Annotated in this window: 11 protein-coding genes; 7 read left to right on the forward strand and 4 right to left on the reverse strand. The window is 63.4% G+C overall.

Annotation, left to right across the window (positions count from 1 at the left end; translation table 11 throughout):
• Nucleotides 1–157: 157 nt before the first annotated feature.
• Both XH88_RS31335 and XH88_RS31340 read left to right on the forward strand, forming a co-directional pair.
• Nucleotides 158–1,987 carry a PHA/PHB synthase family protein gene (locus XH88_RS31335; protein WP_271672086.1) on the forward strand — a complete coding sequence of 610 codons (1,830 nt, stop codon included), beginning with the start codon at nt 158–160 and terminating at the stop codon, nt 1,985–1,987.
• A gap of 138 nt (nt 1,988–2,125) precedes the next feature.
• A complete protein-coding gene (locus XH88_RS31340; protein WP_271672087.1) occupies nt 2,126–2,524 on the forward strand; it encodes an MAPEG family protein in 399 nt (132 codons plus the stop codon).
• A gap of 24 nt (nt 2,525–2,548) precedes the next feature.
• On the opposite strand, the gene XH88_RS31345 is transcribed toward XH88_RS31340, so the two are convergent.
• The 4 genes from XH88_RS31345 to XH88_RS31360 all read right to left on the reverse strand — a co-directional run bounded on the left by XH88_RS31345 (nt 2,549) and on the right by XH88_RS31360 (nt 8,258).
• Nucleotides 2,549–5,401 carry an autotransporter outer membrane beta-barrel domain-containing protein gene (locus XH88_RS31345; protein WP_271672088.1) on the reverse strand — a complete coding sequence of 951 codons (2,853 nt, stop codon included), beginning with the start codon at nt 5,399–5,401 and terminating at the stop codon, nt 2,549–2,551.
• Nucleotides 5,402–5,855: 454 nt separating this feature from the next.
• Nucleotides 5,856–6,839, reverse strand: coding sequence for an N-acetyl-gamma-glutamyl-phosphate reductase (argC, locus tag XH88_RS31350; RefSeq protein WP_271672089.1), 984 nt, complete (start codon nt 6,837–6,839; stop codon nt 5,856–5,858).
• Nucleotides 6,836–7,501, reverse strand: coding sequence for an FMN-binding negative transcriptional regulator (locus XH88_RS31355; protein WP_271672090.1), 666 nt, complete (start codon nt 7,499–7,501; stop codon nt 6,836–6,838). The genes argC and XH88_RS31355 overlap by 4 nt, the downstream gene beginning before the upstream one ends.
• Before the next feature lie 226 nt (nt 7,502–7,727).
• Nucleotides 7,728–8,258: a DedA family protein gene (locus tag XH88_RS31360; RefSeq protein WP_271672091.1), complete on the reverse strand. Its 531-nt coding sequence runs from the start codon at nt 8,256–8,258 to the stop codon at nt 7,728–7,730.
• Nucleotides 8,259–8,531: 273 nt separating this feature from the next.
• On the opposite strand from XH88_RS31360, the gene parE reads away from it, so the two are divergent.
• The 5 genes from parE (at nt 8,532) to XH88_RS31385 (ending at nt 14,774) form a co-directional block, all read left to right on the forward strand.
• Nucleotides 8,532–10,580 (forward strand): DNA topoisomerase IV subunit B, encoded by a 2,049-nt coding sequence (gene parE, locus XH88_RS31365; RefSeq protein WP_271672092.1) that lies wholly within the window; start codon nt 8,532–8,534, stop codon nt 10,578–10,580.
• A gap of 416 nt (nt 10,581–10,996) precedes the next feature.
• On the forward strand, nt 10,997–11,779 hold the full coding sequence (locus XH88_RS31370; protein ID WP_271672093.1) for an outer membrane protein: 783 nt from the start codon (nt 10,997–10,999) through the stop codon (nt 11,777–11,779).
• Nucleotides 11,780–12,020: 241 nt separating this feature from the next.
• Nucleotides 12,021–13,589 carry an outer membrane protein gene (locus tag XH88_RS31375; protein WP_271672094.1) on the forward strand — a complete coding sequence of 523 codons (1,569 nt, stop codon included), beginning with the start codon at nt 12,021–12,023 and terminating at the stop codon, nt 13,587–13,589.
• A 207-nt stretch (nt 13,590–13,796) separates the two neighbouring features.
• Nucleotides 13,797–13,982 (forward strand): hypothetical protein, encoded by a 186-nt coding sequence (locus XH88_RS31380; RefSeq protein WP_271672095.1) that lies wholly within the window; start codon nt 13,797–13,799, stop codon nt 13,980–13,982.
• Between the two features lie 21 nt (nt 13,983–14,003).
• Entirely contained in the window at nt 14,004–14,774 is a 771-nt protein-coding gene (locus XH88_RS31385) for an SDR family NAD(P)-dependent oxidoreductase (RefSeq protein ID WP_271672096.1), read from the forward strand.
• Nucleotides 14,775–14,888 lie beyond the last annotated feature (114 nt).

The raw sequence follows: 14,888 nt of genomic DNA on the forward strand, positions 1-14,888 counted from the left end.
GAGAAATCATCCAAGGCCCACGGCGCCAGAGGTGCACGTGGATTGTGACAAAAGCAAGAAGCCTTGTCGCAGTGCAGCACATCTTCGCGTTCTGTTTAACACGAAACCGACGAGCTTCGCGGTGACGGATACGGAATGAATCGTTACTGTCCTCTTCATGAGTACCGTCACGACCGACACACCCAAACCCGGGTCAACGTCCGGGAAAACTTCTGAAACGAAGTTCGATGCGGAAGCCTTCGCGATGAATGTCGCGCGGGCGATGGAGAGCGGCGGCAAGGCGCTCGCCGCGTTCCTAAAGCCGCGCGAGAGCGGCGAGGTACAGGACCGTCCGCCGACCGAACTCACCGAAGTCGTCAAGACCTTCACCTCGGTCGCCGAATACTGGCTGTCCGACCAGTCGCGATCGTCCGACCTGCAGACGAGGCTCGCCAAGGATTATCTCGATCTCTGGGGCTCGGCGGCGCGCCGCATGGCCGGACAAGACGCCGCGCCCGCGATCGCGCCCTCGCCGCGCGACAAGCGCTTTGCCGATCCGGAATGGAAGTCGAACCAATTCTTCGACTTCATGATGCAACTCTATCTGCTCACGACCAAATGGGCGCAGGAGCTCGTGCGCGATGCCGAACTCGATGTGCACACCCGCCGCAAGGCCGAATTCTACATCCAGCAGATCACCAACGCGATCTCGCCGTCGAACTTCGTGCTGACCAATCCGGAGGTGCTGCGCGAGACCGTCGCAAGCAGCGGCGAGAATCTCGCGCGCGGCCTGACGATGCTGGCGGAGGACATTGCGGCCGGCAAAGGCATGCTGAAGATCCGCCAGTCCAATCCGGACAACCTCGTCGTCGGCGTCAACATGGCGACGACCCCGGGCAAGGTGATCTACCAGAATGAGATGATGCAGCTGATCCAGTACGCTCCGACCACGGAGAAGGTGCTGCGCACGCCGCTTTTGATCGTGCCGCCCTGGATCAATAAGTTCTACATTCTCGATCTCAAGCCGGAGAAATCCTACATCAAGTGGTGCGTCGACCAGGGCATCACCGTGTTCGTGATCTCGTGGGTCAACCCGGACAAGCGCTTGGGCGCCAAGAGCTGGGAAGACTACATGAAGGAAGGCCCGCTCACGGCGATGGACGTGATCGAGAAGGTCACCGGCGAGATGAAGGTGCACACCGCCGGCTATTGCGTCGGCGGCACCATGCTCGCGACCACACTGGCCTGGCTCGCCGAGAAGCGCCGCCAGCGCGTGAGCTCGGCGACATTCTTTGCCGCCCAGGTGGACTTCACCCATGCCGGCGATCTCCTGGTGTTCGTCGACGAGGAGCAGATCGCGGCGCTCGAGCAGGACATGAAGGCCTCCGGCGTGCTCGAAGGCTCCAAGATGGCGATGGCCTTCAACATGCTGCGCTCGAACGATCTGATCTGGTCTTACGTCGTCAGCAACTACCTCAAAGGCCAGCAGCCGAGCGCCTTCGATCTGTTGCACTGGAATTCCGACGCAACGCGGATGACGCAGGCGAACCATTCCTACTACTTGCGCAACTGCTATCTGGAGAACCGGCTGTCGACCGGCACGATGGTGCTCGACAACACCCTGCTCGACCTCTCCAAGGTCAAGGTGCCCGTCTACAATCTCGCCACCCGCGAGGACCACATCGCGCCGGCGGAATCGGTGCTGTACGGCTCGCAGTTTTTCGGCGGCCCTGTGAAATACGTACTGTCCGGCTCCGGCCACATCGCCGGCGTCGTCAATCCGCCTGCCACGAACAAGTACCAGTACTGGACCAACGACAACATCAAGGCCGCCAATGTCGCCGAGTGGATGAAGGGCGCGGTGGAGCACAAGGGCTCGTGGTGGCCGGATTGGCGCGAATGGCTGGGCAGCCTCGATCCGGAGGAAGTGCCGGCGCGCGGCGTCGGCACCGAGGCGCTGCCTCCGATCGAGGACGCGCCCGGCAGCTATGTCAGGGTTCGCGCGTAGCGCATGATCCGGAAAAGTGCGAAACGGTTTCCGACAAGATCACGTGCGAGCAGAAACCAAGCGCCCTTGCGCATGGCGGAATCTTGGGCGCTTGTATAAGCTCGCTCTCAACGCAGCGATGACAGAGAGGACCGGGTTATGACGCGTGAATTGTTCTGGCTGACGTGCACGGTGATCCTGACCGGGATCCTCTGGATTCCCTACACCATCAACCGCTGCCAGGTTCGAGGCCTCAGTGGCGCGATGGCCAACCCCTCGCGCAGCGACAAGCCCCAGGCGGATTGGGCCAACCGCCTGATGTTCGCGCATGACAACGCGGTCGAGAACCTCGTTCTGTTCGCCCCGCTGGTGCTGATCCTCAACACGATGGAATATTCCTCGAAATGGACGGTGCTCGCCTGCGCGGTCTATTTCTGGGCGCGCGTCGCGCATCTGATCGTCTATGCGCTCGGCATCCCGGTGTTCCGCACCCTCGCCTTTACCGTCGGATTCCTGGCGCAGGCCGTGCTGGCGCTGGCGATCTTCGGGGTGTTTTGACTCTCGACACGACTGCGCAATCGCTCACCAGGCGTAGCGGACGACGCCCTTGCCGGCGTAGCTCTTGGTGACGTTGGAGAACTCGCCCTCGAACGTACCGGCGGCGGACCAGCCGTTGAGCCACTTCTTCTCGACCGCTGCGGTGACCAGCGCCGAGTCCGGCGCCATGGCCGCGCCATTCACGACGAAGCTCGCGCCCGGCAGAGTCTGGAAGGTCGCCGCGACAGCGCGATTAGTGGTGTAGTCGTGCGCCCAGGCGAGCCTCCCGCGCAGCGTGACGACGCCATCGGTCTGGGCGAAGGATTTGTCGGTGCGCAGGCCGAGTTCGGTGCGCGGATCGGTCACGCTCTTGGCGGCATAGGCGAGCGCGAACTGGTTGCTGCCGACGATCGCCTGCTCGGCGTAGACAGGCAGATCGAAGGTGGTGAATTGCGCGGCCGCGTAAGGCGTCCAGCCGAAACCCTGCGTCACGAAGCGATAGCCACCCTCCAGCCGCCCCGAATATGCATTGGCGTTGAACTCGGCGCGCAGGCGGTCGAGGCCCGCGACGGTCACTGTGCGATCGGTGGTGATGTCCTGCCAACCATAAGCGAGGGCGCCGGCGATATAAGCGGGACCGATATTGTGACGGAAGAACGCACCGGCCTGGAACAGGTCAGAGCGTCCGCCGCCAAGCGCATTCGCGACCGTGAAATTGGTGCCGCCGCCGGCAAGCGCGAAGCCGACCAGCGTGTCACGCGAGATGCGGTAGTCGGCGCCGACGGCCGTGCCATAGAGATTGCTGGTGGTGTTGGTCGAGCCCACGACGGCATTGCCGTCGGTCGCTTGCGATCCCCCGAAGCCCGCCGCCCATACGCTCCAGCGCTGTTCGAAGATGGGTGCAACGGGTGCCTTGGTGTAGATAGCGGCATAGGCATCCCGCGCGTTGGTCGAGCGGCTGTTGGCGCGTCCGGCATAGGCGAGGCTCTCGTCCGCATACGCGTTCGGCGAGCCGCCGGCACTGATGCCGTCGCCGCGCCCGTTCACGAACGGGTCCGTTATCAGACCCATGAACTGGCTCATCGCATTGAACGTCGTCTGCTGCGGCGCGCTGCCGACCTCGCCCGAGAGCTGCGACAGACCAGCCGGTGTCAACCCGCCGAATGCGATCGGGATCGAGCCGTTGCTGTTGAAGAAGTTGATGATCGCGTTGCCGACGCTTTGTTGATTGCCGTTCAGGCTGCCCGATGGAGGCGCGAAACTCAGCGCGAGGTTCAGATAGGCGTGAGAGGAATCGTAGCTCAGCGTGGTCTGGAAACCTGACGGCAGAGTGCCATTAAGCACGGTCGGATTGAACGTCCCGCTAACATTGCCTGCAGTCAGGATGGTGTACTGCTTTGCCACATAGGATCCGGCAGCGAATTGTGCGCTCACGGTCGCTCCACCGAGCGTCGCCGTTCCGCTCACGGTCGCGGCGGAGGACGTCGTCGGGTTCACCTGCACGAGGTAGGTCGCGGCCGCACTCAACGTGAGACTACCCGCGACGGCCATGGATGCTGCCGGCGTACCATTGCCCGGCGCGAAGGTGCCGCCGTTCACAGTGAGATTGCCGACGGTACCGACACCCGAGAGGGTGCCGCCCGTATTCACGGTCGTCATCGATGAGCTCGCGATCGTGCCGTCGACCCGCAGCGTTCCGCCATTGACCGTCGTCGTGCCCGTGTAGCTGTTGGCCCCGGTCAGAGTCTCGTTGCCGCTCGCGAGAACGAGGTTACCAGCGCTCTGGATCTTGCCTGCGTACGTATCGTTCGCGTTGGTGATCGTCAGATTCAGGCTTGATCCGAGAAACAGGTTTGCGTTCGAGTTCGTGCCCGCGAGCGACTTGATGGCGCTGTTCGTGTTGGTCACTGACAAGTCCAAGGTGCCGTTGTCGACAACTTTGCTCGAAGTCGCGATCGAGCCTGAACCGATCAGGGAAATGTGCGCGCCGGTATTGATCGTCGTCACGCCCGTATAGGTGTTGGTCCCGCCTAATTCCTGCACTCCCCCCGTCACGGTCAGGCCGCCGGTGCCCGCGATCGTGCCGTAGAATATGTTCACGGGCGACGCATTCGTGATCGTCAGCGTCCGGGCGCCCAGGACGACTTGGCTGCCCGAGACGCCGAAAATGCCGCCGGCGCTGCCGCCCGCGGCCGTGCCCGAGATATCGAATGTGGCGGCCGCGTTCGAGAGATTTACATTGCCGCCGATCGTGCCCGAGCCTTGAAAGAATAGGGTGCCACCGGAGACGTTCGCGTCGCCGCTGATCGTGCCGTTGTTGGTGGACGTGCCGCCCGTCTGGCTCAGCGAGCCCGTGAGGATACCGTCATTGATGAAGGTGGCACTGTTGGTAGCGGTCGTCGTCAGTTGGCCGCTGTTGATGAATGTTCCGCCCGTGATGCTCGTCGCCGTGAATGCGTTTATTCCGCTGACGGTTAACTGCCCGCCGCTCACAGAAATACCAGCGCCCGTCATAAAGTTGGTAATCGTATTCGTGCCGCCCTGATTGATCACGTTCGGCCCGGCGCCATTGAAGTTCACTTGCAGGCCAATAACAATGTAGTTCTGCGACGCCGCGGTGAAGGTCCAGGAGTCCGGCGTAATCGGGGCAGTGACGGTGACCACGGGATCGCCGGGCGGCGCATCAAACACGGCTGACTGGCCGGCATTGACCGGCGGGGCTCCGGCCGGCGGGTTGGCCCAGTTGGTGCCAAGATTGTAGTCCGTCGTTGTCGTGGTGCTGCCGGTACCTCCCCAGGTGTAAGTCTGCGCCTGCGCAGCGCCAGGCAGCGCAAACGTTGCGGCTGCGACGGCGGCAATTGCCGTCGTTTCAAGCAAGTAGCCCCTGAGCCGACCCACGGGCCGCAGCTTCGGACCAAAAACGGAGTTTGCGGGTTGCGCTCGGCGGACAGCAGGGAAACGAATCATCGAAAAACTTCCAATTCCCGAAATGCGGGAAAACCGAGACTCAGATTTCTCACAACACCCGAAACTTCACCAGCAGCAGCCGCAGGTCGCAGCAGCAATCAGAGGAAAATGTTGCAGGAAAGGCACAACCGCGTCGCCTTGAGCCGGCCGAAATGGCGGCTTAGGCCGACTATGTCCCAGCTGCGCAATCATCAGACATACCGACCACGCGCAATGGCGTACCGACCACGCGCAATAATGTGTGTGCCGGCCGGCCTACGCATCCAATCCCCGCCGATGTCGTGCTCCAGTAGGAACGGCGCGCGAGCCGAGCCGCGCGCCTCTCGCCATCGCACTCCACTCGACGATGCTTCGCATCGCCAAGAGGACTTGGGTCTGCTCCGCCCTACGCCTCCGGCAAGCCCAGCATCAGCCGCATGTTCTGCACGGCCGCGCCGGATGCGCCCTTGCCGAGATTGTCGAGCCGGGCGACCAGCACGGCCTGGTGATATTTGTCGCTGGCGAAGACATAGAGCTCGAGCATGTTGGTCTCGTTGAGCGCTTCCGGCTCCAGCCGGCCGCTCTTTGAGGCTTCGTTCTGAAGCGGCATCACCGAGACGTATTTCGAACCGGCGTAGCACTTGGCGAGCGCAGCCTGCAGATCGGCTCCATCAGGCTTGCCCGGCAGCGTGTCGAGCTGAAGCGGCACCGAGACCAGCATGCCCTGCCGGTAGTTACCGACCGAGGGAATGAAGATCGGCCGCCGCGTCAGGTTCGAATAGAGCTGCATCTCGGGCAGATGCTTGTGCTCGAAGCCGAGGCCATAGAGCTCGAAGGACGGGGCACTGCCGTCTTCAAAGCTCGCGATCATCGACTTGCCGCCGCCGGAATAACCGCTCACCGCGTTGACGGTGACGGGATAGTCCTGCGGCAACAGGCCGGCATCGACGATCGGCCGCAGCAGCGCGATCGCGCCGGTCGGATAGCAGCCGGGATTTGAGACCTTCTTCGCGGCCTTGATCTTGCCGGCCTGCTCCGGGGTCAGTTCGGGAAAGCCATAGGCCCAGTCGGGCGCAACCCGGTAGGCCGTCGAGGCGTCCAGCACTTTCGGCGCAGAGATACCCATGCTGTCGACCACCGCAACCGTCTCCCTGGCGGCATCGTCGGGCAGGCAGAGGATGACGAGATCGACCTCCTCCATCAGCGCCTTCTTCGCCGCGGGGTCCTTGCGCTTGTCGTCGGCAATCGTCTTCACGACCACGTCGCTTTGGAGCTTCAGCCGCTCGTTGATGCCGAGGCCGGTGGTGCCGGAGCCGCCGTCGACGAAGACGGTGGCGGGCTTGGTGGCCGCGCCTGATATCGGGGCTTTCGTGGTTTCGGTGAGGCTCATGGTGCGCTCCTTTCGAGCGTGTTCGTGTCGTCTGCAAAAACCTGTGGCCGGATCTGGCGCATCAAGCCTGAAATCTGCTGCGCGTCGGCATCGCCATCGCCCAGCGCATTCGCGATCGCCGCATAGTCGGCGTCCGATTTGTGCTGGTTGAGCTTGAAGCTGCCTTCGACCTCTTCAACCGTCATGACCAGACCCACGATTCCCTTCTTCATCGCATCGAGCCGACCCGCCGTCATCTTGCCCGACGTCCAGGGCTTCTTCGGCAACAGCCAGCTTTCGAACTTGTCGCTGAGCGTGTCGATCTGCACTGCCAGCTCATGATCCGACAACAGCCGCACCGGGCCGGTCAGATGCACCGACTGATAGAGCCAGGTCGGGACCTGATCCGGCGAGACGTACCAGTCCGGCGATACATAGGCATCGGGCCCATTGACCGCGAGCAGCCAGGAGGTCGCGCCGTCCGCCAGCTTTACCAGCGGATTGTGACGGGCGACATGAAAGGCGGCCTGCGGTGTGCCGTCGGCCGCATAGCTCAGATAGAACGGCAGCGATGATGCGACGGGCTTCTTGCCGTCAAAGGCACACATGGTGCCGAAGCCGCGCTCGTCGGCGAATTTCAGGCTCGCGGTGCGGTCCTGCTTGAAATGCGGTGGCGTGTACATCGTGGTCTCCTGCTGGGCCTCCTTTGGGGAGCCGCCGGATCAGATCGCGCTGACAGGAGAGAGAATGCCGCGGATCGGATCCAGCGGCAAAGACGATGATCTCAAACGCGATCGACCGCCCAAACCGCTAAAGCGCGGCGGCGGCGACGGGCGAACAGGATGGTCGCGGCGTTGATCATGGCGCGGGGCTATAAGACGAGATGCGGTTCCCGTCAAGGTTTTGACGTCAGACCACGCGCCAAATCCATTCCATGATCTTCGCGATCACGTCGCCGAACAGAAGGAGCACGGCGGACCAGACCAGGGCCGAGACGAAATTAGCGGCCTGGAAGCTCCAATAAGGCATCTCGAAGATGCCGGCTGCGAGCGGCACCGAGGCGCGCAAGGGACCGAAGAAGCGGCCGATGAAGATGCTGGGTATCCCCCAACTTCGCACGAAGGCCTCGCCTCTCGGCAAGAGTTCCGGATAGCGCGAGAGCGGCCACATCTGGGCGACGTGCTCCTTGTAGCGATAACCGAACCAGTACGAGACCCAGTCGCCCAGCGCTGCGCCGAAGCCGCCGGCGATCCAGACCGGGTAGAAGCTGATGCCGCTTGCCCCGATCAGCGCGCCGATGGCCACGAGAGCGCCCCAGGCCGGGATCAGCAGCGAGATGAAGGCGAGCGACTCCCCGAAGGCGAGCAGGAACACGATCGGAGCGGCCCAGGCCTGGTGAGCGCGCACGAAGTCGGCCAGGGCGTGCGCAAACTGCTCCATTCCGAAATTGCCTTCCCGCCCTGACCCAAGGTGCTGCTGATGAAAAGGACTGGTAAGCCAAGCACTTGTGTGACATCAAGTCACAAAATCCGGCCCGGGCCGGACCGAGACGTCAAATTGCCGGGAATTGCTCGGCCTGCGGCGTAAATTCGCCGGCATTGGCTCCCAACGACGCCCCTGGGGCGGCCCGGCGGTGACCTTTGCCGGCCAGCCATGGCATAGTCGCGCGAACCGATTCGCCGCCTGCGCGGCCCTCAAAACGTATCAAGATATATGTCCAAGACGTTGAAAACCAAAGCTAAAGACGATTTGTTCGAGGCGCATGAGCCGAAGGGGCGCACGGGTGCCGCGAAGGCGTCGCCGCGCGCCAGCGGCGGAGAAGCCGACTACACCGCGGCCGACATCGAGGTGCTCGAGGGCCTGGAACCGGTGCGGCGCCGGCCCGGCATGTATATCGGCGGCACCGATGAAAAGGCGCTGCATCACCTGTTCGCAGAAGTGATCGACAACTCGATGGACGAGGCGCTCGCAGGACATGCGACCTTCATCGGTGTCGAACTCTCCGCGGACGGCTTCCTGACCGTCACCGACAATGGCCGCGGCATTCCTGTCGATCCGCACCCGAAGTTCCCGAAGAAGTCGGCGCTCGAAGTCATCATGTGCACGCTGCATTCGGGCGGCAAGTTCGACAGCAAGGTCTACGAGACCTCGGGCGGTCTGCACGGCGTCGGCATCTCCGTGGTGAACGCCCTCTCCTCGCGCCTTGAGGTCGAGGTCGCGCGCAGCCAGAAGCTCTATCGCATGTCGTTCGAGCGCGGGCATCCCAAGGGCAAGCTTGAGGACCTCGGCAAGGTCAACAATCGCCGTGGCACCCGCGTGCGCTTCAAGCCCGACACCGACATCTTCGGCGCAAAGGCCTCGTTCAAGCCGCAACGCCTGTTCAAGATGACGCGCTCGAAGGCGTATCTGTTCGGTGGCGTCGAGATCCGCTGGAACTGTGCACCCGAACTGCTCAAGGGCATCGAGGACGTGCCGCCGGAAGCCACCTTCCACTTCCCCGGCGGCCTCAAGGACTATCTGGCCGCCGCGATCCACGCCGACACGCTGGTGCATCCCGATATCTTCTCCGGCAAGTCGGGCCGCAACGGCGCGCACGGCGCCTGCGAATGGGCCGTGGCCTGGACGGCCGACGCCGACGGCTTCCTCTCCTCCTACACCAACACGGTGCCGACGCCCGACGGCGGTACGCACGAATCCGGCCTGCGCAGCGCGCTCTTGCGCGGCCTGAAGGATCACGCCGAACGCGTCGGCCAGGGCAAGCGCGCTTCGTCCATCACATCCGAAGACGTGATGGTGGGCGCGGCCGTGATGCTCTCGGTATTCGTGCGCGAGCCCGAATTCCAGGGCCAAACCAAGGATCGCCTCGCCACCGCGGAGGCGCAGCGCATCGTCGAACAGGCGATGAAGGATCCGTTCGACCATTGGCTGTCGGGCAATCCGAACATGGCCAACCGGCTGCTCGACTTCGTCATCGACCGCGCCGAGGAGCGGCTGCGTCGGCGACAGGAGAAAGAGACCGCGCGAAAAACCGCCGGCAAGAAGCTGCGACTGCCCGGCAAGCTCGCCGACTGCACCGACGCCGGCACCGAAGGCTCCGAGCTCTTCATCGTCGAGGGCGACTCGGCCGGCGGCAGCGCCAAGCAGGCGCGCGATCGCAAGACGCAAGCCGTGCTGCCGTTGCGCGGCAAGATCCTCAACGTCGCTTCCGCCGGCAAGGACAAGCTCACGGCGAACGCCCAGCTCTCCGATCTCGTGCAGGCGATCGGCTGCGGCACGCTCGCGCAGTACCGCGAAGAGGATCTGCGCTATCAGCGCATCATCATCATGACCGACGCCGACGTCGACGGCGCCCACATCGCATCGCTGCTGATCACCTTCTTCTACCGGCAGATGCCCCGCCTGATCGACGAGGGTCACCTCTTCCTCGCGGTGCCGCCGCTCTACAAGCTGACCCACGGCACCAAATCGGTCTACGCGCGCGACGACAAGCACAAGGACGAGCTGATCAAGAGCGCGTTCAACGCCAACGCCAAGGTCGAGGTGAACCGCTTCAAAGGCCTCGGCGAGATGATGCCGGCGCAGCTGAAGGAGACCACCATGGATCCGGCCAAGCGGACGCTGCTCAAGGTGGTGCTGCTCGCCGACGACCGCGACACCACCGCGGATTCGGTCGAGCGCCTGATGGGCACCAAGGCCGAGGCGCGTTTCGCCTTCATCTCCGACAAGGCCGAATTTGCCAGCGAGGAATTGCTGGACGTCTGAAGGCACGCTTTACGCTCAAAAGCCGCGGCCCAGAGCCGGGGCTTTTCTATTTGGGGGCGATAGATCCACTTGCGGGGGGATCGACCCACCTCTCAAGGGCGCGACTCGGCCAACGACTCACCGGGCCGGTCTCACGCGAGGGGCTGAGGCAGGATTGCTTCGATTTCGAACAAACGCGAACTCCTAACGAAAACCTACCCGGGCGCGAGGATCGGAATCCCATCTAACCATTTGACACCATGTGATTTTTCGCAATTCAGGTGCCGGCACTCCCAAAGTCCGCCTGCGGGCGTTTTCCGGCGACTGTGCCTGCCCGGCAACAGCTTTTCAGCGAGAACCGTCTATAGTTCAGGCATCAGATCACACGGACTTCGGTGCGCTCGCGCCTGCTACGAACCAAGGTTGGGGATTTCATCATGAAGAAGATTGTGCTCGCGCTGACCGCGGTTGCCGCGATGACCGGATCGGCCTCGGCGGCTGACCTTGCGGCCCGTCCGTACGTGAAGGCTCCGATGGCGGCTCCCGTCGCCAACTGGACCGGCTTCTACATCTTCGGCGGCGGCGGCGGCGGTCTCTCGAACTCCGACCAGCATGTCCAGACCACTGGCACCAACACCGCGCTGACCATCGACCAGCGCCAGGGTGGCTCGGGCTGGTTCGGCACCGTCGGCCTCGGCTACGACTGGCAGTTCAGCAGCAATTGGGTCGCCGGCGTGTTCGCGGACGGTCAGTTCGGCAGCATCCGCGCAACCGTCCAGGATCCGACCGTCGGCATCACTGGCAGCCAGAAGCTGGAAGACTCCTGGGCCGCCGGCGTGCGCCTCGGCTGGCTGGTTGCTCCGAACGTTCTCACCTACGTCAACGGCGGTTACTCTGGTGCCCACTTCGGCCAGACCAACTTCCTGACGCTGGCCGGCGTGCCGGCTGGCATCCATCTCAACAGCTACAACCGCAACGGTTGGTTCATCGGAGGCGGCGTCGAGAACAGCCTGAACTTCTTCGGCATCACCTCGCCCGGCTGGTTCATGAAGACCGAGTATCGTTCGGCTTTCTACAACGCGAAGACCTCGAACGAGCTGGTCGACGGCACCAACGCCCTGGTCGGCCGCGACATTCGCGCCAACAGCTGGAACCAGACAATCTCGACCTCGCTGGTCTACCGCTTCAACTGGACCGGTCCGGTCGTCGCCAAGTACTGAGCTGATCTGAATTCGACTTCAGACGTCAAAGCCCCGGGCACCGCTTGGGGCTTTTTCGTTGTTGCGGGCATGGAAATCCTGAGCCCGCTCCCTCACCCACAACGCGGCCTCGGCGGGCAAAGTCGGTGCACGTCGCACCAGTCCCTTGCCGTTTGGTGATTTGTTGCCGATCGGTAACAGCCATTCCGATGGAACTTTTCTACGTTCCCTGGATCATGGCTGTGGAAAGCAGGGAATCGGAATGAGGAAGAAGTTCGTCGTCGCGCTCGCGGCGATCGCCGCATGTTCGGGATCGGCCAAGGCCGCTGATCTCACCGCGAGGCCTTATGTGAAGGCCCCCATTGCGCCTGCAGCCGCGTGGACCGGCTTCTACGTCTTCGGCGGTGGCGGAGGCGGTCTCTGGAATGCCGACAGCAATGTGGTCGACAACGGAGCCGGGTTTGGTATCGGCAATCCGCTGACGCGCGATGAGCGGCTAGGTGGCAGCGGTTGGTTCGGCACCGTCGGCCTCGGTTACGATTGGCAATTTGCCAGCCGCTGGGTCGCCGGTCTGTTCGCTGACGGCCAGTTCGGAGAGATCCGCGGCTCCCTGTCGGACACCAACGGGGTGTTCGAAGGCCGCGAGAAGCTCCGCACGAGCTACGCCGCAGGTGCGCGGCTCGGCTACCTCGTCGCGCCAAATCTATTGTCCTATGTGAACGCCGGCTATTCCGGCTCTGAATGGTCCGGCGTGGGCCTGTCGTCTCTTTCTGCCCTCCCGGGAACCACGACCGCCCCGCTCACCTCCACCCCCTCTTTCCATCGCAATGGCTTCTTCGTCGGCGGCGGCGTCGAGAACAATCTCAACGTCCTGGGCATCAATGCGCCGGGCTGGTTCATGAAAACCGAATATCGGTCGGCCTTCTACGACCGCACCACCTTGGCGGAGACCTGCACGGCCGCCGGCGCTGCGCTCGGCTGCGGAGGCGGGGTTGCCGGGGCACCAGCGGGGGCAGCCCTCACCTTCAAGCCGTGGGTGCAAACCATCAGCACGTCGCTGGTCTATCGTTTCAATGACAGGGGCATGCCCGCGACTGCCGACCTCGCTCCGCGTCTCTACACCAAGGCTCCCGCGACCCTTGCCGGCCCGAACTGGACCGGGTTCTACGTCTTCGGCGGCGCCGGCGGCGGACTCTGGTCGGCGGACAGCAGCATCGAGACCACCGTTCCGCCCGTGATGCCCATCATGCGCGATCAGCGCCTCGGCGGCAGCGGCTGGTTCGGGACGGTCGGCGTCGGCTACGATTGGCAATTCGCCGGCAATTGGGTCGCGGGTGCCTTTGCGGACGGCCAGTTCGGCGACATCAGAGGCTCCCTCACCCAAACCTTCATGGCCAATGCAGAGGGCACCGAGAAGCTTCGCGTGAGCTACGCGGCCGGCCTTCGGCTCGGCTACCTCGCCGCTCCGAACGTCCTGTCCTACGTCAACACGGGCTATACGGGCTCGGAATGGTCCGGCACCACGCTGAACTCGTTGTTTCTGCCGACTACGCCTTTGTACACGGCTCCCTCGTTCCATCGCGACGGCTGGTTTATCGGCGGTGGTGTGGAGAACAGCCTGAACATCTTCGGCATTGCCGCGCCGGGCTGGTTCATGAAGACGGAATACCGGAGTGCCTATTATGATCGCACTGCGCTGCCGTTGACCTTCACGCCCAACTTTGGCGGCGCTCCGAGCGGCATGTCCGTCACCATCAAGCCCTGGGTACAGACCATCAGCACGTCGCTTGTGTATCGCTTCAACGCCGGGCCAGTGGTCGCGAAGTATTGAAGCGCATCCAGTCTGAACAGCAGAAGCCCCGGCTTGGTCCGGGGCTTTTTCTTGACTCAATCGGCCACGCTGCCTTTCGCGGCCCTGCGGCCACCGCCATTGTATCTGAACCGAAGCTGCGGCTAGTCTTTGCCGGAAGTTTTCGCGACCTGCGGCGATCGTTTGTGCCGCGGGCCGCGACAGAATCAGTCCAATGGGGAGGAATGAATGCGCAGATTTCTGCTTGTCGCAGGCCTGTTTGCCCTCGCCGTCGGGCTGCTCTGGATCGGACAAGGCACCGGCATCGTCGCCTGGCCGCGATCGAGCTTCATGATCAACCAGCTGCAATGGGCCGGCTATGGCGCCGCCATGGCGGGCTTCGGGCTGGTGCTGATCTGGCAGAGCAACCAATAGAAGAAACCAGGACGTGAAAGCATGACATCCAACCGGTTCGATCTCCGCGGCAAGGTCGCGATCGTCACAGGCGGCAACGGCGGCATTGGGCTCGGCCTCGCGCATGGGCTCGCGGATGCCGGCGCCGATATCGCGGTGATCGGACGCAATGAAGCCAAATCGGCCGCAGCCGTCGCAGATCTCAAGGCGCGCGGCGTGAAGGCGATCTCGGTCACAACCGACGTGACCGACAAGGCCGCGGTCGCCGCCATGATCGACCGCGTCATCACGGAGCTCGGCCGCATCGACATCCTGATCAACAACGCCGGCATGAGCATCCGCAAGCCACCGCACGAGCTGGAACTCGACGAGTGGAATAAGGTGATCGACACCAACCTCACCAGTGCCTTCGTCTGCTCGAAGCTGGCCTATCCGGCGCTGAAGGCCTCAGGCAACGGCAAGGTGATCAATATCGGCTCGATGATGTCGATCTTCGGCGCGAGCTTTGCGACCGCCTATGCCGCGAGCAAGGGCGGCATCGTGCAGTACACACGTGCCTGCGCCAACGCCTGGGCCCCCGACAACATCCAGGTCAATGCCATCCTGCCTGGCTGGATCGACACCGATCTCACCCGCGGTGCGCGCAAGCAGGTATCGGGCCTGCACGAGCGCGTTCTGGCGCGCACGCCCGCGGGGCGCTGGGGCGACATCGACGATTTCGCTGGCATTGCCGTCTTCCTCGCCTCCTCAGCCTCGAACTTCGTCACGGGGACCGCGATCCCCGTCGACGGCGGCTTCTCGATCATGGCCTGAGGCCAGTCACGGCCGCACGCAAATCGGGATAGGGGGGCGTCTTGCGACGCCGCCCCTCCCACACCACCGGACATACGGGTCCGTATCCGGCGGTTCAGCGGATTATGCGGGCCG

The organism is Bradyrhizobium sp. CCBAU 51627, assembly GCF_028128765.1.
In the GTDB taxonomy this organism is placed as follows: domain Bacteria; phylum Pseudomonadota; class Alphaproteobacteria; order Rhizobiales; family Xanthobacteraceae; genus Bradyrhizobium.